The following is a 17,675-nucleotide window of genomic DNA, read 5'->3' as shown; positions in this document are numbered from 1 at the left end:
GCATGACCACAAGCAGCACTGAAGCGGCTTCTCAGGAGCCCCGTCCCGCTCAAGTCCCGGCCACCAGTGCAACGACCTCGGATGTACCTGGCTTCGGTTGGAGCGGCTATGCCGAGCGGGTCAACGGTCGGTTTGCCATGGTTGGATTTGCGGCCGTCCTGCTCGTCGAAGCCCTCTGTCACGACAGTTTCTTGCACTGGGCCGGTCTGGTTCCCTGAGCCGTTCAGGGGAGCCGAATGATGTCGACATCCCAGCGTCCGCTTCGGCTGATCTGAACGGCCAGGGTCCTGCCGTCGCCATCGAGACTCACCTGACGAGGCACTCCTGGCGGATTGATGTCCAGGCGCTGCAGGGCTCCGATGCTGCGGCGGTAGAGCATGAGTTCTGTTCGCCCCTCGCGCTGCTGCACCAAGGCCAGCCTCTCTCCATCTCCGCTGAGACTGATGCTCACAGGTTGTGCATCGGCTCTGTTCAGTCCTGGCGCGGGAACGGGCGTGCCGTTGCGAAGATTGATCAGTTCGATCCGCTCCCGTCCTCCCCGGCTGGACAGGGTGGCCAGCCATTCCTGGGCCAGGGTTGGGTCTCGACGGGCATCGCTGCTGCGGTCGAGGGCGCTGTTGAGGTTTTGCATTGGACGGATGTCCTCGCTCGAGCACCCGCCCACCAGGGTGAAGAGCAGCACACTGCTCCAGCGCAGCAGGCAGCTGCGGCCACCGGTGTTGTTCTTTCGAGACTGGGCGATCATGTGCCCTCCTGCGGTGTGGTCACTCGCAGGCCGCCGGGTCGGTCTGGTTCGAGCATGGAGCTGAGGTCGAGCATCTCCACACGCCAGCGGCCGCGGTCGGCGACTTGAATCGCCATCCTCTGCCCATCCGGTGCCAGGCTGACCCGAACCGGATCCCGGTTGCCAGGTGGCCTGAGGGGATGGGCTCTGCCGGTGACGCGGTCTTCGACCAGTGCCATGCGCCGATTGCCCCGTTGGGTGATCACAGCGAGGTAACGACCGTTCCAGCTCAGGGACGGGGAGCTGTGAGGTTGTTGGCGGTTGAGGTGCCGGAGTGGAAGTCGCTGACCGCTGCGCAGATCACGCAGCTCCACGGTGGGACGGCCTCGTTGTTCAACGATGACTGCCAGGAGGTTGCCGTTGCCGCTGATGGCCGGATCCTGCTGCTGACGGTCGACCGCTGCCCCCGGTGCTCGACGGGCGTTAGGGCTGCACCCCAGCATGAGCAGAGAAACAGCTGCAGCGATCAAGCTGTTTTCAGCGACGCGGACGATCGGAGGCAGGCGACGCATGGGCCCTTCGCTGGAATGCGCTTCAGTCGTCGAACCGGGAGCTGTTGTCGCGAGGGCGAGAACTGCGAGGTGCCGGTCGTCCGGATGCAGTTCCGCTGTTTTCTGGCCGGTTCGACCCAGGACGTCCTTGACTTCCCGTTGGGGGAATAGGCCGGGATGATCCTGGGCTTGTTGTGGAGCGTGAGCCGCGCTTGGAGGGTGCAAAGGCGGCATCTTCGGGGCCTTGGCGAAGTGGTGTGCCTTGGGGGATTCCTGCTTGGCTAGAAGGGGGGGTGGAAGGGGTATCGCTGGAGCGGCCTAGGGAGGAGCTGCCAGGTCGTTCCCTGGGGTTGCGATCGTCGTTGCCGGCAGCGCCATCGACGCGAGCCGCACTGGGGCGGCTTCCCCGCCGCTGATCCTGACGTTGCGTGCGGCGGGAGCCGAAGTTAGAGCGGGTGTCGCTGTCCTCATCGCGTCGGCCGAAACGGGCCATGCGTCGCTGTTGCTCACTGCGCTCGTCCCAACCGTCTGCTGAGTCGTCACGACCACGGCGACGGCTGGCAGCCTGCTCGGGGATAGCAGCTCGGGACTGACGCCGTGGACGGTAGAAGTCTCGCTCTCCCTCCTGGTTGTAGTCGTCATCAGAGGCACCCTGAAACCGGCGGCGCAGGGGTTCTGGTTCTGTGTCGTCGAAGCGGTCGTAGGGGGAATCCCACCCGCCGTTTAGGCCTCCAGCAGGGCCAGGCACTGGAGCAGGCTCGTCGTCAAAGTAGGCCGAACGGCGGGCCTGTTCCGTGGAGACTCCACGCAGACGAACACTTTCGTAGGCGAAGAACACCGTGGTACTGGCCAGCAGGAATTGTCCGAATTGAAGAATCGGATCCAGGCGCCAGCCCTGAAAAAAAAGAATGCCTCCGCAAAGGAGGCCGATGGCAGCGAAGAAGACGTCGTAATCACGTGCCAGCGCAGGCTTGAAGCTGCGCATGAAATACAGGAACGCACCGCCAACGGCCAGCACAATTCCAACGATGCTGGCCCAATTGAGACTGGCATTAACCACAGTTGCGTGCCCCCTGGCTACGGCTGAAAGCTTTCAATAAGCAGCCTTTGACCGTCAGTTTACGGAGTGCGCCAGCGGTTTCAGAGCTTGCGGTCAAGCTGGTCGGTCTGGCTGAGCAGAAACAGGCCGATGCTGACCGGGATGACCACGATCACGGTGCCCCACAAGAGGCTGCTCAGAAAGTTGGCGAGGGAGGGGGTCATGTCGAGCCGGAATGGATGGCCAGGATCCGGAGATCCTAGGGATTGTTGGTGTCTTTCTACGATGCAGGCTCGGATGCTTTGAGCTTTGTGACGCCAACCCTCGTTGCGGTTCTGCCGGTTGTGCACCTGATGCTGGGCTTGCTGCTGACGGTCTGGACCCTCTGCTTCCTGGTGCGCATCGTGCTCACTTGGTATCCCCAGGTGGATCTCAGGGTGGGGTTATGGCCCCTGGTCGCGATTCCCACCGAGCCCTTGCTGGCCTCAACCCGCCGCCTGATCGCACCGATCGGGGGAGTGGATGTCACCCCGGTGATCTGGCTGGGCCTGATCAGCCTTGTGCGCGAACTGTTGGTTGGCCAACAGGGTCTGCTCTCACAGCTGTTAATCCGCAGCTCCATGGTCGGTTAGGTGGCTGAATCGCCACCCTCTGTCGTCTGAGCTCAGTGCTGCCTAGAGCATGTCCTGCTCGACGAATTTCGTGTGCACATCACCGTTCTGAAACTCGGGGCGATCGAGCAGGCGGAGGTGGAATTCCACGGTCGTTGGGATGCCCGTGATGGCACATTCATTCAGTGCGCGTCGCATGCGCTTGAGGGCGCTCTCACGGTCTGGAGCCCAGATGATCAGCTTGCCGATCAGGGAGTCGTAAAAAGGTGGGATGTCGTAGCCGGTGTAAACGTGGCTGTCGACACGGATGCCAGGGCCACCGGGTGGGAGCCAGCCGGTGATCTTGCCGGGAGCAGGCCTGAAGTTGTGGGAGGCATCCTCGGCATTGATTCGGCATTCGATCGCGTGGCCACGCAACTGAATGTCGTTTTGGCTGACGCTGATCGTCTCACCGCCGGCGATCCGTAGTTGTTCAGCGATCAGGTCGATGCCCGTCACCATTTCGGTGACAGGGTGCTCGACCTGAATGCGGGTGTTCATCTCCATGAAGTAGAAACCGCCGCCGCGATCGAGCAGGAATTCAACGGTGCCTGCGCCTTCGTATTGAATGCTGCGGGCCGCGGCAACGGCCGCTTCGCCCATCCGAATGCGTAGTTCGGGGTCAAGAGCAGGGCTGGGTGCTTCTTCCAGCAGCTTCTGGTGACGGCGCTGAATCGAGCAATCCCGTTCACCCAGGTGCACCACATTGCCGTGGCGATCGGCCAGCACCTGCACTTCCACGTGCCTGGGGCGGTCGATGAACTTCTCCATGTAGAGACCAGGGTTACCGAAGGCGGCTTCTGCTTCGCCTTGGGCGGCCTTGAACAGGGTGTGGAGCTGGTCCGGGCCAGGGACCAGGCGCATGCCACGGCCACCGCCTCCCGCCGTGGCCTTGATCATCACCGGGTAACCCATCTCTTCTGCCAGGGTTGCCGCTTCTTCGGGGCTGGCGAGAAGCCCTTCACTGCCAGGCACGGTGGGGACGCCCACCTGCTGCATCGTGCTCTTGGCCGTGGCTTTATCACCCATCGAGCGGATCGCATGGGGTGACGGGCCGACAAAGGTGATGCCGTGGTCGCGGCACATTTCGGCGAACCGGTCGTTCTCAGCCAGAAAGCCGTATCCCGGGTGAATGGCATCCACGCCGCGAGACGTCGCTGCAGCCAGGATGTTGGGGATATTCAGATAGCTCTTGCTGCTGGCTGCTTCGCCGACGCAAACCGCTTCATCGGCCAACTGCACATGCAGTGCGTTGCGATCCACAGTGCTGTAGACGGCCACTGTGGCGATCCCCAGCTCCCTGCAGCTCCTGATGATTCGGAGCGCAATTTCGCCGCGGTTGGCGATCAGCACCTTGCCGATGGGCATCCCGCAGTTTCCAGTCAAGGGCGGATCGTATCAGCGCTCACGCTTTCGGAGAAGAATCCGTTGCGTTGGACGCCCCTGCCAGCGCGCTTGGCAGGGACATGGACCATGGCCCGGTATGATCCATCCTCGACGAGATCCGAGCGGTCACGTCAGCCACGCGGATGTGGTGGAATTGGTAGACACGCACGTTTGAGGGGCGTGTGGCTTCGGCCTTGCGAGTTCAAGTCTCGCCATCCGCACTTTTATCTTCATGATCTGATCGGATCCAGCTCGGTTCCGAGCCTGGGTTCCACCCAAGCTTTCCATGAGGGTTGATGCCAGTTGAACAGCCTTCTGGCGTTGGTCAGGAGTTCCCGCCCAACCTATCCATCGTGTTCGTTTCGAACGGCCCTGGGGAGCTGGCGACCTGGGTTCGTCCTCTAGCGGAACAGTTGCACCGCACACTTCAGCTGCGTCCACGCGCCCCTCAGTCGCTGATCAGTCTGCGGTTGGTGCTTGTGCCCTGTCCGAATGCGACAGGTGAGGAGGCTGAGGCCGCGGCCCGCTGGGGCCAGTTTGATCGCATTACGCCCGCTCGTGGCTTCTGGCCCTTGCTGTTGAATCCCCGCCGGGAAGGCCCCTGGGCGGCTCAGGGAGTGGTGGTGTTTCTCGGTGGTGATCAGTTCTGGAGTGTGTTGCTGTCTGCTCGGCTTGGCTATCGCCACATCACCTACGCCGAGTGGGTGGCGCGATGGCCTCGCTGGAACGACCGCCTGGCGGCGATGGCGCCGGCAGTGCGTGAACAGTTGCCGCGTCGGTTCCGTTCCCGCTGCACGGTGGTTGGCGATCTGATGGCGGATCTTTCAAGCCATGCCCGGGACCAGTCCCCCCTGCCGCAGGGAGATTGGGTGGCGTTGTTGCCAGGATCCAAGCCCGCCAAGCTTTCAGTGGGAATGCCGTTTCTTCTGGAGGTCGCTGATCGTCTGGTGCCGTTGCACCCTGGCTGCCGCTTCCTGATGCCAGTCGCGCCCACCACCTCGTTGGCGGCTCTGCAGCGCTTCGCCGGCGCGCGCAATCCGATCGCAAGCTTCTATGGCTCGGGGATTGCGTCCATCGAACCGGCCAGCGATGGATCGCCTTGGCGACGGCTCATCACCATCGCGGGAACGGAAATTCATCTCCAGGAGGAGCCCCCCGCCCATGGCCCCCTGAGTCAATGTTCGTTGGCCCTCACCACTGTTGGTGCCAATACTGCTGAGCTAGGGGCCCTGGGTGTGCCGATGATCGTGATCGTGCCCACCCAGCATCTTGGTGTGATGCAGGCTTGGGATGGCTGGATAGGACTGCTTGCCCGCCTACCTGGACTGCGCTGGTGCATTGGCGCGCTCCTGAGTGCCTGGCGTCTGCGTCAACATGGGTTTTTGGCCTGGCCGAATATCTCTGCCGGTCGCGCCGTGGTGCCCGAACGGGTTGGCGCGATTCGACCGGAGGCGATCGCCGCGGAGGCGGCCGACTGGCTGTCGTCGCCTGAGCGGTTGCAGGGGCAACGGGATGATCTCCGCCTCCTGCGGGGCCAGCCCGGTGCCGTGGCGGCTCTGGCGGAGGAGGTGAGAGCTCTTCTGCCAAAGGCTCTGTGTGACTAGCGTGAGGCTCGAATCAAACGCCGCTATGACCGCCAGTTCTGGCCTGCCCCTCGATGCTCAAGACAGGGTTCAGCGCAGCGAGGCGGAATGGAAGGCCGAGCTCACACCTGAACAGTTTCAGGTGGCGCGCAAGGGTGGCACCGAGCGGGCTTTCACTGGTGCCTATTGGGACAACAAGGCAACCGGGATGTACCACTGTGTTTGCTGTGGTGCTGCACTGTTCAGTTCCGATACCAAGTTCGATTCGGGTACTGGCTGGCCCAGTTTCTGGGATGGTGCCAGTCCTGAAGCCATCACCACCAAGACCGATGTCAGTCATGGCATGGTGCGGACCGAAATCAACTGCTCTCGTTGTGACGCCCATCTCGGCCACGTGTTTAGCGATGGCCCCACGCCGACGGGTCAGCGGTATTGCGTGAACAGTGCTTCGCTCCGATTTGAGCAGAAGGGCTGACCCATCCTGCTCACAAGCATCTACCAGGGGTCGTCTAGGTCGTTGCGATTGGGTAGGGGCTCCCGGTCGCTCTGCCTTGCATAGGCCTCATTGGCTTCGAGTGGTTCCACATCCAGGGGATCTTCTGGCGGTTGGACCGCTCGACGGGCAGCTGGCCTAGGACGCGCTTCAAAGCGGTCAACCTCCATCCCAACCTCAGGCCCAACCTCAGGATCAGGGGTCATCGCAACAGCATCATCCCAAGCTTGGGGATCTGCGGCGTAACGCTCAGGTCGTTCGTTTCGATCCCTTGGGTATCGCTCAGTCTCAAACCGTTCATCGCCGTAGGTGTCGGCGTTGTCCTCAGGCGCCGCGTTGGCGGGATCGCCATAGCGATCGCGTCCATACCGTTCCTGATCGCTATAGGCCTGGCGACGGTTGTCGCCCTGACTGTCATACGAATCGCGGCGGCTGTATGCGTCCTGTTCAGGCAGCTCGTCCATATAGCGACGCTGGCTTTGCTGCTCGCTGCGACGATCCTCCACTTCGACGTATTCCAGCTCCTCTTCAGGGGCGAAGTTGGCGCTTTGTGAGGCCTGCAATTGTTTCTGCTGGTCTGCTGCCGGCTGTCCTGAGCTGAGCTGGTTTTCGACCGGCACCACATTGACCCGGTAGCGCTCTCGCTCTTGTTCCTCCCAGCTCGGGCCGCCGACGCCAAGTTTCTCTAAAACGCCGCTGTTCAGTTGCTTGAGTTTGTCTTCTGCGCCCTCGTAAACAATGATCCGATCAGGGCCGCTGCTGACGATTTCATCAACCGGGATTTCCCAGGTGCTGAGCACACCCTCACCTAGGAGAGGCACGCCTAGGGCTCCCATCACCAACGTGGTGAGTTCCCCGGTTTCGATGTCGAACGAGAAGCCGAGCACCCGGCCGAGGACACTGCCGGATTCAGTGATGACTTGGCAATTGATCACCCGGCTATAGCGCTCAGGTGAGAACGTTTCGCTGAGCGAATCGATTGAATCGACCAGGATCACATCACCCACCTGGCGGATGCGCTCGAGGCGCATCCAGCGAGGCAAGCCGGGGAGGAAGCGGGTGAGGGGGTTGTCGCGCAGGCCGAGGGCCACCACCTCACGCCCATCGATATCAACGATCACTTCGCCGACCACGCCGAGGCGGCGGCCGGTGTCGCGGGTGATCACCTGGGTTCCCATCAGTTCGGAGCGGAGCCACAGCCTGTCGCTGGGCACCGTTTCGAGAGGATCGTTAGGGGTTGGGGTCGAGGTCAAATTCAGGCCTCAGCCGTGGCAATTCGGACCATTTTGGCGTAGTGAGCTCGCATTGACTGTTTGTGTCAGAGGGTGCCTGTACTCCCGTGCGGGCGGGGTTGGCGGTCGGTGAGGTCAGGCTGCGTCGGGAAGGCCCACCACCTGGGTGTGGGCGCCGCGGGCCTGGGTGACGCCGATGGTGCGGAGGGAGGCTCCAATCATTGGCCGGCGGTGACTGACCACCAGGAACTGGGCATCCTCGGCTTGGCGTGCGATCAGCGCGGCTAGACGCTCCACATTCACTCCATCGAGGAAGCTGTCGACTTCATCGAGCGCGTAGAAGGGCGAAGGCCGGAACCGCTGCAGAGCAAAGAGAAAGCTGAGGGCGGTCAGTGATTTTTCCCCTCCAGACATGGAGGCCAGCCGTCGCACTGATTTCCCTTTCGGATGAGCGACCAGAGTCAGCCCGCCCTCCAGGGGGTCGGAGGCGTTATCGAGCTGGAGATGGCCATCGCCATCGGAGAGGCTGGCGAAAATCTCACGGAAGTGACCATCCACCGCTTGGAAGGCCTCCATGAAGGCTTCTTGGCGCAGGGTGGCCACGGTTTCGATGCGAAGCAGCAATTCTTCCCGCTCCTGGCTGAGCACTTCCAGTCGTTCGCAGAGGTCACCCAGGCGTGTCTCCAGCTCTTGCAGTTCCTCAAGGGCGAGCATGTTCACCGGCTCGAGTGCTTCCATGCGCTTCTGCAGCTCTTGAAGGGAGGCCTGAAGGGCTTCCAGCCCGCCGTCACGCACCTCTGCCGGGATCTCTGGGCGAGGGTCGGGCAGGGTCTGGCTCAGTTCTTGCAGGCGGATGCCGCCGCTGCGGATCTGTTCTGCAATGGTCTCCCGCTCTTCGCGTAGACGCTCCAGTTCCCATCGAGCCTGCTGCAATTTTTGGCGCTGGTCGGCCACGATCGCTTCGGCCTCATCACGTGCACGCCGCTGCTCTCCGAAGGCGGTTTGCAGCTCCTTTTGTTCGATTTCCAGAGTGCTTTTACGGCTGGAAAGCTGCTGCTGTTGCTCGCGCCACTCGCCATGGGCCTTGGTCAGTGCTTCCACTGCGTCCTTGAGGCGGGTTTCCTCCGCCTCAAGCGACTGTTGCTGATCGCCAAGGCGTTCCAGGGCTAATTCGCGCTGGCGTTGCTCCTCCAGCAGGGCGTCTTTGTTGTTTCTTGCTGACAGCAGGGTGGCGTCCGCTGCTTCCAGATCGCTCTGCAGTTGTTGCCAGGCTTCCATGTCACCTTCGGCCTGGGCATTCCGCTCTTGGCCTGTGAGCTGGTTGAGCTCGTCTTCGAGAGGGGTGAGAGCTGCACTCAGAGCCTCGAGGCGCTCGCGGCCGCTGTGTTCGCCGCTGCGCAGGCTGTCAAGCCGTTGATTGCGCTGCCTGCAGCGTTCCATGAGCGGGCCATGGGCTCGACGGGCAGCGCTGCGTTCGGCGTCCAGGCCGGCCTGGCGCTGTTCCAGTTGTCGCAGCTTCGGGCGTGCCGCTTCAAGCTGGTCGACGAGTCGCTGCTCTTCTCGCCTGCAGGCCAGGAGGGTTTCCCCCAACTCGAGCAGGCGGCGACGTAAGGGCTCGGCTTCATCGCTGTCTTGGCTGGTGCCAAAGCTCAGGCCGCTGCTGCGTTGAGAGAAGCTGCCACCTGTCATTGCACCACTCTTTTCCAGCAATTCCCCTTCCAGGGTCACGGCACGGTGACGGCCCAGCTGTTGCCGGGCCGTGTGCAGATCACTGAATACCTGGGTGTCTCCGAAGACGTAGGCGAATACATCGCCATAAATCGGCTCGAAGCGCACCAGGTCGACGGCGCGTCCGATCAGCCCACCAGAGGCGGCACCATCGGGGCGTCGGCCCCTGGCCATGGCTGCACCACCAACGCCACCGGTGGCGCGGATCTTGTTGAGCGGCAGAAAGGTGAGGCGGCCGGCACGGCGGCTCTTGAGCAGCTCGATCGCCCGGGCAGCGATCCGGTCGTCATCAACGACCACCTGGCCAAGCCTGGCCCCTGCGGCGACTTCCAGGGCAAGGCGGTGGAGCTCTTCGACTTCGCCGAGCTGGGCCACAGGTCCATGAATGCCATCAAGCCCGGCTTCCAGGAGCAGGCGAAGGGCGCCGGTGCCGCGGCTTTCCTGCAGGGCTTCGCGGCGACTTTCCAGCTTGGCGATGTCGCGTTCAAGGCGGCTCTGCTCCTGCTCAAGCCTTGAACGGGTGCGTTGCTGCACCGCTACGGACTCGACCAGTTGCTGGACCTCTGCCTTGCCATCCTCTAGCGATTGCAGCAGGGTCTGCCATTCCGCTTCCAGCTTGGTAAGGGCCTCTTGCACTTGCTGGTCTTCAGAGCCGTCTTGCTTCAACTCCTCCTCGAGTTCATGCAGGCGTTCCTGGTCTTGTACAAGCCGAGCCTTGAGCTGTTGCTGCTCCTGCTGCAGGGGTGTGATCTGAGCCTGAAGGTCCAGCCGACGGCTGCTGCGCTGACGTTGCTCTTCCATCCATGTGCCGGAGCGGCCGGCCACATCCCCGAGGCGGCGGCGTGAGACCTCGACGGCCGCTTCGGCTTGATGGCAGGCTTGCTCCGCTGCTTTTAGGGCATCATTGTCTGCATTCGTCTGCAGTGACTGGGAGTTGTCCTGCAGGGCGCGACGACGATTCGTGAGGTCATGGCGTTGGCCTTGGAGTTTTTCTCCCTCCTGCTTGTGCTGCACCGACTGGCGCTCAAGCTCTCGGGCCTGGCTCTCCAGGCCCGCCAGTTCTGCCTGCACCGCCAGGAGTTTGTCTTCGCCCAGGTCTTTGACCTTCTCCTGAAGCTGTTGAAGATGGGCTGCGGCTTCGCAGAGGGTGGTCTCGCCTGTCTTCAGGGCTTCGTGATCGCGCACCTCCTGGTCTCCCAGGGAGCGGTGACGCTCCTGCAGCTGCACCAGGGCTTGTTTCGCTGCTTCATAGGCCAAGACCAGTTCTTGCTGGCGACCTTCCTGCATCTGGGTGCGTAGGGCCTGGTAGGTGCGTGCCTTGGCGCAGTCCTTCTCCAGCCGTTGGCGTGCGCTGTGTAGTTCCTGCTCCACGATCCGGCAGCGCTCCTGGCGCTCCTGCACATCATCGAGTTTGCGCCGTGTCTGTTCGATCCGCGTGTCGAACAGGGCAACACCCGCCAGTTCATCGATCAGGCCGCGGCGTTCGCGGTTGCTCATCGACACGATGCGGGTCACATCCCCCTGCATCACCACGTTGCTGCCTTCTGGGTCGATACGTAACCGTCTCAGCTGGGTTTGCAGCTGTTGGAGATTGCACGGTTCGCCGTCGGCGGTGTAGCTGCTGCTGTAGGAGCCGCCAGGCATCACCCGCAGTTTTCGGGTCACCGTCCATTCCTTCTGGTCCGCTTTGATCCAGGGGCCTTCCTCGGGGGTTTCCAGGCCTTCTTCAGCGGCGTCGGGCTGCCAGTCGCTGAGGTCGAAACGCACGCTCACCATCGTTTCGGCGGCTTTGCCGGCTTTGAGGATGCCGCTGTTCACCAGATCGGGGAGGCGATCCGCCCGCATGCCGCGGCTGGTGGCCAGACCGAGGCAGAAAAGAACCCCATCAAGGATGTTGCTTTTCCCCGACCCATTCGGTCCGGTGACGACGGTGAAGCCTGTATCCAGGGGGATGCTCATCGCCCCCCCGAAGGACTTGAAGTGCTTAAAGCCAACCTGATTGATATGAACCAACAGGATCAGGGGGCTTTCAGCGCTCTGAAATTAGCGGAGGTTCTGGAAACCTCAAGGGGGTTGGCTTAGATGCAGGGGCTCAACCGGCACTGGCCGTTGCTGATCAGGAGCTGCACCGGGTCGGGTAGCCCGACCGCTGCCATGCCAGTGAGCTGAACGATGACCGCATCGCCAGGCGTGCGTGGCAGGGCACCTTTGTAGACCCCCCCCACGAGGCGTCGGGCCCAGCCCCGCCCTCCGGAGACGGCAGCAGACTCGCGCTCAAGCCACACCAGGCGGTGGGGAGGAAGGGGTGTGGCCTCGAGGTCGGGACCGTCAAGTTGCGGCAGGTGGTTCAGTCGCCAGGACCGGCAGGACTCACCGTCCTCCATCAGTAGATCCAGGTGGCATCCCAGAGGATCATCTGGAGCTCCGGTGTGTTCGAGCACGACATACCGCTGCATGGGGGGTTTCACCTCATTGTCACTATCCCTAACCTGCAGCTGGCGAAACGGATGTCCATGGAGTCGGCGCCATCCCCTGCGGATGATCAGTTCAACCCGGGAGCTGCTGCCTCCGGTCCACCGCTCCAGTCGGCGGCTGATCAGTTCCGTGAGCACTTCGACACGTTGTTGCCGGAGATCCAGCGACGCTGGCCAGAGGTGGCTGAGCACACCCTTGAGGCCACCCGAGGCAGCCTTGATGAGGTTGTGCGGGTGATCTCGGTGCAGTCGGGCCGTGCCGCCAATCTCGTGCATGCCCAGCTGGAGGATCTGCTCCAGTCGTTTGGGAAGGACGGCGATGGCTTCAGTGGCGCCCTTGAACCGCTGGAACAGCAGCTCGAGCAACTGCTGGATGATTTGAATCACAGCTTGCGCCCGAAGATCGAGCGTCCTGTGCGTCAGCGGCCCCTGCTCTCGCTTGCGATTGCCGCCGGTGTTGGCATGGTGATCGGATCATTGATTGCCGGCGGGAGGCGCTCCTGATGTCTGATCTCTCTGACGACCAGGCCCAGCGGCCTGAATCCTCTCGGCCTAGGGGGCTCGGTGCTGCGGCGCGGGTGACGGCGTTGGCCTCCTCCGTGATGGATCTGCACGTCCGCATCGCTTTGCAGGAGGTGGACCGGGAAAAGCGTCGCCTGATCAGTGGTGGTGTGTTCCTGGCCATGGGCGGCACGTTGATGCTGCTGGCCTTGGTTGCCGTCGAGGCGGCCTTGATGGTGTGGATGCAGGAGGCCTGGGGTTTGGGTGTGACGCGCAGCCTGCTTGCCTTGGCGATTGGCAATGTGGTGCTCGCTGGCGTCAGCCTGAGGCTGGGCGGCCAATTGGCCAAGGGGCCTTATCTGCCTCAGACCTTGGAAGGGATTAGTCGCACCACCAAGGCGGTGCTGGGTCGCTGAGAGTCGAAGCCCAGCAGCATCAGCGCACCTGGTAATGAAGCCAGCGACAATCGATCCCCCCGTTGCTGATCGGGATGCGGCGTGAGGCCTTCATGCGCAGGGCTCCAGTGATGCCGGGATTGCCGCTCAGCACCCAGACATCCCAGCCGGATGCTTGGGCTTTCAGCGTCGTGCCTAGATCGCTATAGAGGCTCTCCAGGTCCTCACCATCGCCGACCCGCAGGCCATAGGGAGGGTTGCAGACCACCACCCCTGGGCCTGGCGGCAGCGAGAAGTTGCGGAAATCACCGGTTTGAATCGTGATCCAATCGTCTAGCCCTGCTGCGGCGATGTTGCTGCGGGCTTGGTCTGCAATCGTCGCGTCCTGCTCACAGCCGATGATCGGGGCCAGTGGCCGTTGCTTTTGGCTGCGATGTTTGGCTCTCGCGAGTTCGTCCTGCCATAGCTCGTTATCGAAATCCGCCCAGCCTTCCAGGCTGAACTGCCGTTGCAAGCCAGGGCAGTGGTTGTGCGCGAGGCTTGCCGCTTCGATCAGCAGCGTGCCTGAGCCGCAGAGGGGATCCACAAGGGGAGTTGTGCCGTCCCAGTTTGTGAGCCGGATGAGGCCGGCGGCGAGGTTCTCTTTGAGAGGGGCTGCGCCCATCGCAGCGCGGTAGCCGCGGCGGTGGAGGCTGCCACCGCAACCATCCAGGCTGAGCACAGCGCCTCCGCGCCCGAGGTGCAGATGGAGGTGCAAGTCAGGCTCTTCGAGGTCGACGGACGAGCGCTCGCCCCAGAGATCCCGCTGTCGATCGACGATCGCGTTCTTGACTTGAAGGGCGTTGTAGTGGCTGTGATTGAGGCCTTGGGCGGTGCCGGTGGCATCCACGCGGAAGGTCATTGAGGGATGCAGCCAGCGCTCCCAATCCACGGCATCCTGCACACCGTGATAGAGGGAATCCCTGCCGTCACAGGGGAAGCTTGCCAGCTCTCGCAGCAGCCGGAACGGTAGGCGGCACTGCAGATGCAAGCGGTATAAACAGGGTTTGTCGGCCTCAAAGGCAGCGGCACGGCGAAGCGGTTGCACCGCTTTGGCGCCCAGCGCGATCAGTTCTTGGGCGCCGGCTTCTTCAAGACCTTGGGGCAACACAGCAATGCCGCGATGCATGGTTTTGTGCTGTCGGTTCTCCCTCCCCAATCCTGTGTGCTCCTAGTGACCACTGCTGCCAGAATGGCAAGGTCCGGTTTCGGCCGGACTAGGTGATCCACACCGGTGTTTCGGACAGCGGTTCGATTCCGCTCAGCTCCATTCTCATTTCCTGGGGCTGCAATGGTTTCGACGGGGCATAAGGAGGGTGACTGAAGCCTGCTCGGTAAGAGCAAACCCGTAACAGCGAACAACATCGTTCGTTTCTCCCGTCAAGCAGCCCCTGTTGCTGCCTGACCCTTAGGGGAGATGGGGTGAGGTCAGCCTTATCACCCAAATGACTCATGGGGCCTGGAAGGGCCCTTTTTAATTGCCAGAGACTTGCTTCTTAGGGTCTTGGCGCAGCGCCTTGAAGTTGATTGCACGCAAATTTGCACGCAAGTGACTCGTGGATGGTGAGGAGCACTCGGTAGGCCTGGGACTGGACTGCTGCCAGCAGGCCGCCTCAATCCCCAGAAAGCACGGGTGCTGTTGTTGTTGGCGTCGATTGCAGGATTAAATCGTGCAGAGCTGGCAGCATTGATCTCTTAACGCCAGCTCGCCAACTGATGCCTGCAGCGTCTCCTGAGGCCTATCAAGCTTTCGGCATGTTGCTGTCGTCGTCGTTGGCGTTGCCGGAGTTGATGCCAGCCGATGCAGTTCTCACCGGACGTGAACCGCTGGTGGAACTGGTGGAAGCTGATCACCGGCAGTGGCCAGCCCTGCAGCCCAGCCCTCACAGCACGCCAATGTTGCAGTTGGCGCCTCAGGAATGGCGTCTGGAACTTGAAGGCATTGGCTGGTTTCGTGCCACTGATGGTGAGCGTTTGGAATGGCAGCGCTGGGACGACAGCGTCAGCGACCGCGACATCCGCACGTTTGCTGTCACCAGTGGGCTTGGAGCCTTAGCCATCCAGCGCGGTGCATTGGTTTTGCATGGAACAGCGCTGGAGCGCGATGGTGAGGCCATCCTCCTGTTGGGCCATCCAGCTGCCGGGAAGAGCACCCTGGCCTGGTGTTTGCTGCAAGACGGTTGGCGCTTGCTCAGCAGTGAGCTCGTTGCCGTGGGCCCTGATGGGCTGGTTCTACCAGGGATGCATCAACTCAAGCTTTGGCATGACGCCGCTATGGCTTTGGATCTGAATTGGGCGCAGTTGCCACCGGTGAGAAAGGGGTTGAAGCGCTATGCACTATTGGCGCAGGATTTGGATTGCATGAGCCAGCCAACACCATTGCGGCTGATCTATGCCTTAAACCGTGCCAAAGAGGAATCAGGTAAGGACGATGACCCTGAAGAGGGCGTTGAAGTGGAAAAAGTATCGATCAAGGCTTCACGCAATGTCTCGCAAACAAATGCCTTGATGCGCCTGCGTAACCAAGCCTTTCACGCCAGGATGTATCGAGGCATGGATGCAGAAGCGCAGCTGTTTATGCAGGCAGCTGCACTAGCTCGAAAGGTGCCGTTGCATGCCTTGATCGTTCCAGATGGAATCAGAACGATGGCCGAAAGCCTGAAGAAGGTGAACCTGATGCAACCCGAATCAATGCAACAGCGCAAAGAAGCTATTGATGAGCATGCAAGCAATGACTGAAGATCACAGCTACTGGTATCTGGCCTCATATCCAAAATCAGGCAACACCTGGTGCCGGGTTTTTATTACTGAATTGATGAGGCTGACAGGAGACAATCCTGGAGAAGAACTAAACCTTAATCAAGACATTGAGACTGGAGCGATTGCCTCGTCCAGGCTTTGGCTGGACGATCAATTAGGAATCAATAGTTGCGATCTAAGTTTTAGTGAACTTGATCCATTGCGCGGACGTGCTGGTGCCAGTGCGTGGCTATTCGCAGAAGGAGAGCGCTTTCACAAAGTGCATGATGCATTTAAATCTCCTGATTCACGTGGTCGTCCGGTGGTGAGCACTGCCGGTTGCTCCGGTGTTGTTTATATCCTGCGTCACCCAGAAGATGTGGCCGTATCACTCAGTCATTTCTTCTCATGGCCGCTGGATCGATGTGTTGATTCCCTGCTTGATCCAAGTGCAGCACTGGTGCCAGGAGAACGCTTTGGTGGCCATCAAGTACGACAACACATGGGCCGCTGGGATCAACATGTGCGCTCATGGGCTGATCAAACTCAGCTACCAGTGTTGATCATGCGCTATGAAGACATGCTAGCAAAAGGATCAGAAACATTCACTAAATTAGCAACCTTTTTGGGCCTCCCGAATGATGCTCATCTAATTGATCAAGCTCTCGAAAATACCTCCATTGATCGACTCAAGAAGCTGGAGGAAGATGTTGATGGCTTTGCAGAAAAGCCTGCTGGTTGTGAACGCTTCTTTCGCTCAGGGCGCACAGGTGAGGGTGCGGAACAACTGACGATTGAGCAGCGACAACGACTCGCTAAGGGATTGTCTGAGGCGATGAAACGCTTTCAGTATGAGGGACCGGGGCTTGACTGAACCACGAATTGAATTTGTATTTGGAGGGGTGAATGATCAGCTAAAGCGTGAGCTGAGAGCTTTCTGGAGCCAGTATGGAAATGCATATCAAGAAGAATTAAGATCTTTCAGAATTGCATCAAGAAACAGCGATGGCTTAAAGCAAATGGATCTGCTTAAAAAACCCATATCGCGGCAGCCAGCCGCTATTTCACGCGATCAATTAGGCGTGATTAACGGCATTGTGTTTGTCGTATTGCGGGAGCTGGAAGAATCACTAGAACTCGGAACCCATGCCTACTTTCAACGCATGTACATAATCCCAGGATACAGGCAGCCACGTTTAGCAAATCAGCTCTTTAGAGCATTCCTTGAAGGGTTTGATCGTGCAGCGGAGAAACGTGATCATCGAGCAAATGTATTGCTGGCTGAAAACATTAATCCTGGCTTGCAAAAAGCACCCATGCGACGTTATTTTGCACGCCTTGGGTTCCAAATGCTTGGAGGAAATCAACTTGGCGGTGAAATTTGGGCTAGAAAGCTCAAAACACACTTCTCATTTTAATCATCAACTACGGCAATCACTTTCTTCTCCAAGGCGGCTTCCAGCCATGCTTCAACAGTGGTCTTGCATTCATCTGGGGTGACTTCATACTCGTCCTGTAAATGCTTGCAGAGTTCAACCAACGTAGGTTGAGATTTTAGTGCATTCCAAATGGCTGAGCCTGTTTCGTTGAGAACTAGATAGTCGCAGGTGTCGCTTTGAAATAAAGCGACACCGCCATCGAGTTCGGTGCAAACAGCTTGGGAATGCTGCTTAAAACGTTTGCTGCTACTAACCATCTGACTTTTAAAACTCATCATTAGCATCTTGCCAATAATGGCATAGAAATCGGTCAGGACATGGCACGTCAACCGCGCTATCTTCCAGCAGGCCACTCCTTCCACATCACGCTGAGGTGCAATAGCCGTCAGTTTCTGATTGCCAAAGGATTGAGACGGGATGTGCTGTTAGCTGTGCTCTCTAAAGCCAAGCAAAAGGTGCCTCATCGCTTGTATGCGGTGTGCCTGATGGCTAATCACCTGCACTTGCTGGTGAGACCTGATGATGCATCACAGCTGCCAAAGCTGATGCACTGGTTTGGCTGGTATTCAGCCATGGCTTTGAATCGCCTTTCTGGACGTTGCGGGCATTTTTGGGAAGCCAGGTATTACGCCACTGCCATTTCTCCCAAAGATCACAGGCGAGTGCTGAATACATTGCGCTACATCCATGCCAATCCAAAGG

Annotated in this window: 20 protein-coding genes, 2 tRNA genes and 1 pseudogene; 13 read left to right on the top strand and 10 right to left on the bottom strand. The window is 60.3% G+C overall.

Translation table 11 applies throughout. The features are described 5' to 3' along the window. Positions 1-2 precede the first annotated feature (2 nt). Complete coding sequence (locus DXY10_RS06490; protein ID WP_115017501.1) at positions 3-218, top strand: chlorophyll a/b-binding protein; 216 nt, start codon at positions 3-5, stop codon at positions 216-218. A 5-nt stretch (positions 219-223) separates the two neighbouring features. Here DXY10_RS06490 and DXY10_RS06485 read toward each other — a convergent pair whose 3' ends face one another. From DXY10_RS06485 to psbX, 4 genes are all read right to left on the bottom strand, one after another. After that, complete coding sequence (locus DXY10_RS06485) at positions 224-745, bottom strand: hypothetical protein (protein WP_244281975.1); 522 nt, start codon at positions 743-745, stop codon at positions 224-226. Next, the gene (locus tag DXY10_RS06480) at positions 742-1,227 is read right to left on the bottom strand and encodes a Tol biopolymer transporter periplasmic protein (protein ID WP_170955731.1); all 486 of its coding nucleotides are present in this window, start codon (positions 1,225-1,227) and stop codon (positions 742-744) included. The genes DXY10_RS06485 and DXY10_RS06480 overlap by 4 nt, the downstream gene beginning before the upstream one ends. Before the next feature lie 91 nt (positions 1,228-1,318). Then, the gene (locus tag DXY10_RS06475) at positions 1,319-2,335 is read right to left on the bottom strand and encodes a Ycf66 family protein (RefSeq protein ID WP_115017495.1); all 1,017 of its coding nucleotides are present in this window, start codon (positions 2,333-2,335) and stop codon (positions 1,319-1,321) included. An 80-nt stretch (positions 2,336-2,415) separates the two neighbouring features. Beyond that, positions 2,416-2,538 carry a photosystem II reaction center X protein gene (gene psbX, locus DXY10_RS06470; protein WP_115017493.1) on the bottom strand — a complete coding sequence of 41 codons (123 nt, stop codon included), beginning with the start codon at positions 2,536-2,538 and terminating at the stop codon, positions 2,416-2,418. Between the two features lie 78 nt (positions 2,539-2,616). Between psbX and DXY10_RS06465 the strand changes: the two genes are divergently transcribed. Continuing rightward, positions 2,617-2,946, top strand: coding sequence for a YggT family protein (locus tag DXY10_RS06465; RefSeq protein ID WP_244281984.1), 330 nt, complete (start codon positions 2,617-2,619; stop codon positions 2,944-2,946). Positions 2,947-2,988: 42 nt separating this feature from the next. Here the strand turns inward: DXY10_RS06465 and accC are convergent, their stop codons facing one another. Continuing rightward, complete coding sequence (gene accC / locus DXY10_RS06460; protein WP_115017490.1) at positions 2,989-4,332, bottom strand: acetyl-CoA carboxylase biotin carboxylase subunit; 1,344 nt, start codon at positions 4,330-4,332, stop codon at positions 2,989-2,991. A gap of 157 nt (positions 4,333-4,489) precedes the next feature. Between accC and DXY10_RS06455 the strand changes: the two genes are divergently transcribed. The 3 genes from DXY10_RS06455 to msrB all read left to right on the top strand — a co-directional run bounded on the left by DXY10_RS06455 (position 4,490) and on the right by msrB (position 6,408). Beyond that, positions 4,490-4,571: transfer RNA gene (locus tag DXY10_RS06455), tRNA-Leu, on the top strand. 75 nt (positions 4,572-4,646) lie between these two features. After that, positions 4,647-5,954 carry a glycosyl transferase gene (locus DXY10_RS06450; RefSeq protein WP_115017487.1) on the top strand — a complete coding sequence of 436 codons (1,308 nt, stop codon included), beginning with the start codon at positions 4,647-4,649 and terminating at the stop codon, positions 5,952-5,954. A 25-nt stretch (positions 5,955-5,979) separates the two neighbouring features. Continuing rightward, positions 5,980-6,408 carry a peptide-methionine (R)-S-oxide reductase MsrB gene (gene msrB, locus DXY10_RS06445; protein ID WP_115017485.1) on the top strand — a complete coding sequence of 143 codons (429 nt, stop codon included), beginning with the start codon at positions 5,980-5,982 and terminating at the stop codon, positions 6,406-6,408. A 20-nt stretch (positions 6,409-6,428) separates the two neighbouring features. On the opposite strand, the gene DXY10_RS06440 is transcribed toward msrB, so the two are convergent. From DXY10_RS06440 to DXY10_RS06430, 3 genes are all read right to left on the bottom strand, one after another. Next, entirely contained in the window at positions 6,429-7,679 is a 1,251-nt protein-coding gene (locus DXY10_RS06440; protein ID WP_115017482.1) for a PRC-barrel domain-containing protein, read from the bottom strand. 114 nt (positions 7,680-7,793) lie between these two features. Continuing rightward, entirely contained in the window at positions 7,794-11,399 is a 3,606-nt protein-coding gene (gene smc, locus DXY10_RS06435) for a chromosome segregation protein SMC (protein WP_115017480.1), read from the bottom strand. Between the two features lie 65 nt (positions 11,400-11,464). After that, entirely contained in the window at positions 11,465-11,842 is a 378-nt protein-coding gene (locus tag DXY10_RS06430; RefSeq protein ID WP_115017477.1) for a hypothetical protein, read from the bottom strand. Between the two features lie 57 nt (positions 11,843-11,899). Between DXY10_RS06430 and DXY10_RS06425 the strand changes: the two genes are divergently transcribed. Both DXY10_RS06425 and DXY10_RS06420 read left to right on the top strand, forming a co-directional pair. After that, positions 11,900-12,364, top strand: a complete 465-nt coding sequence (locus DXY10_RS06425) for a hypothetical protein (protein WP_115017629.1) — start codon at positions 11,900-11,902, stop codon at positions 12,362-12,364. After that, on the top strand, positions 12,364-12,777 hold the full coding sequence (locus tag DXY10_RS06420; RefSeq protein WP_115017476.1) for a phage holin family protein: 414 nt from the start codon (positions 12,364-12,366) through the stop codon (positions 12,775-12,777). Before DXY10_RS06425 ends, DXY10_RS06420 begins: the two co-directional genes overlap by 1 nt. Positions 12,778-12,796: 19 nt before the next feature. Here the strand turns inward: DXY10_RS06420 and DXY10_RS06415 are convergent, their stop codons facing one another. Next, on the bottom strand, positions 12,797-13,924 hold the full coding sequence (locus DXY10_RS06415; protein WP_115017473.1) for a class I SAM-dependent RNA methyltransferase: 1,128 nt from the start codon (positions 13,922-13,924) through the stop codon (positions 12,797-12,799). Between the two features lie 54 nt (positions 13,925-13,978). Between DXY10_RS06415 and DXY10_RS15080 the strand changes: the two genes are divergently transcribed. The 5 genes and pseudogenes from DXY10_RS15080 (at position 13,979) to DXY10_RS06390 (ending at position 16,952) form a co-directional block, all read left to right on the top strand. Further along, positions 13,979-14,065, top strand: a tRNA-OTHER gene (locus DXY10_RS15080). 321 nt (positions 14,066-14,386) lie between these two features. Beyond that, positions 14,387-14,494: pseudogene (locus DXY10_RS14865) on the top strand (asparaginase); the annotation flags it as partial. A 17-nt stretch (positions 14,495-14,511) separates the two neighbouring features. Further along, on the top strand, positions 14,512-15,534 hold the full coding sequence (locus DXY10_RS06400; protein WP_115017471.1) for a hypothetical protein: 1,023 nt from the start codon (positions 14,512-14,514) through the stop codon (positions 15,532-15,534). Beyond that, positions 15,527-16,408 carry a sulfotransferase domain-containing protein gene (locus DXY10_RS06395; RefSeq protein WP_115017469.1) on the top strand — a complete coding sequence of 294 codons (882 nt, stop codon included), beginning with the start codon at positions 15,527-15,529 and terminating at the stop codon, positions 16,406-16,408. Before DXY10_RS06400 ends, DXY10_RS06395 begins: the two co-directional genes overlap by 8 nt. After that, positions 16,401-16,952, top strand: coding sequence for a hypothetical protein (locus DXY10_RS06390; protein WP_244281967.1), 552 nt, complete (start codon positions 16,401-16,403; stop codon positions 16,950-16,952). Before DXY10_RS06395 ends, DXY10_RS06390 begins: the two co-directional genes overlap by 8 nt. Here the strand turns inward: DXY10_RS06390 and DXY10_RS06385 are convergent. Next, the gene (locus tag DXY10_RS06385; RefSeq protein ID WP_244281965.1) at positions 16,949-17,326 is read right to left on the bottom strand and encodes a PqqD family protein; all 378 of its coding nucleotides are present in this window, start codon (positions 17,324-17,326) and stop codon (positions 16,949-16,951) included. The genes DXY10_RS06390 and DXY10_RS06385 overlap by 4 nt on opposite strands. Between DXY10_RS06385 and DXY10_RS06380 the strand changes: the two genes are divergently transcribed. Continuing rightward, the coding region (locus DXY10_RS06380) for a transposase (protein ID WP_170955725.1) at positions 17,291-17,675 on the top strand (385 nt) is incomplete at its 3' end. The two genes, DXY10_RS06385 and DXY10_RS06380, sit on opposite strands and share 36 nt — an antisense overlap.

Source organism: Synechococcus sp. UW140, from assembly GCF_900474295.1.
Taxonomy (GTDB): Bacteria; Cyanobacteriota; Cyanobacteriia; order PCC-6307; family Cyanobiaceae; genus Synechococcus_C.
Note: the sequence above shows the minus strand (reverse complement) of the source record. Positions and strands in the feature narration are given on the sequence as shown.

Coding starts and splice junctions, on each gene's coding strand:
- DXY10_RS06420 (WP_115017476.1), top strand. CDS start 12,364: ATGTCTGATCTCTCTGACGACCAGGCCCAGCGGCCTGAATCCTCTCGG.
- DXY10_RS06425 (WP_115017629.1), top strand. CDS start 11,900: ATGGAGTCGGCGCCATCCCCTGCGGATGATCAGTTCAACCCGGGAGCT.
- accC (WP_115017490.1), bottom strand. CDS start 4,332: ATGCCCATCGGCAAGGTGCTGATCGCCAACCGCGGCGAAATTGCGCTC.
- DXY10_RS06490 (WP_115017501.1), top strand. CDS start 3: ATGACCACAAGCAGCACTGAAGCGGCTTCTCAGGAGCCCCGTCCCGCT.
- msrB (WP_115017485.1), top strand. CDS start 5,980: ATGACCGCCAGTTCTGGCCTGCCCCTCGATGCTCAAGACAGGGTTCAG.
- DXY10_RS06450 (WP_115017487.1), top strand. CDS start 4,647: ATGCCAGTTGAACAGCCTTCTGGCGTTGGTCAGGAGTTCCCGCCCAAC.
- DXY10_RS06400 (WP_115017471.1), top strand. CDS start 14,512: ATGCCTGCAGCGTCTCCTGAGGCCTATCAAGCTTTCGGCATGTTGCTG.
- DXY10_RS06430 (WP_115017477.1), bottom strand. CDS start 11,842: ATGCAGCGGTATGTCGTGCTCGAACACACCGGAGCTCCAGATGATCCT.
- DXY10_RS06480 (WP_170955731.1), bottom strand. CDS start 1,227: ATGCTGGGGTGCAGCCCTAACGCCCGTCGAGCACCGGGGGCAGCGGTC.
- DXY10_RS06415 (WP_115017473.1), bottom strand. CDS start 13,924: ATGCATCGCGGCATTGCTGTGTTGCCCCAAGGTCTTGAAGAAGCCGGC.
- DXY10_RS06485 (WP_244281975.1), bottom strand. CDS start 745: ATGATCGCCCAGTCTCGAAAGAACAACACCGGTGGCCGCAGCTGCCTG.
- psbX (WP_115017493.1), bottom strand. CDS start 2,538: ATGACCCCCTCCCTCGCCAACTTTCTGAGCAGCCTCTTGTGGGGCACC.
- DXY10_RS06395 (WP_115017469.1), top strand. CDS start 15,527: ATGACTGAAGATCACAGCTACTGGTATCTGGCCTCATATCCAAAATCA.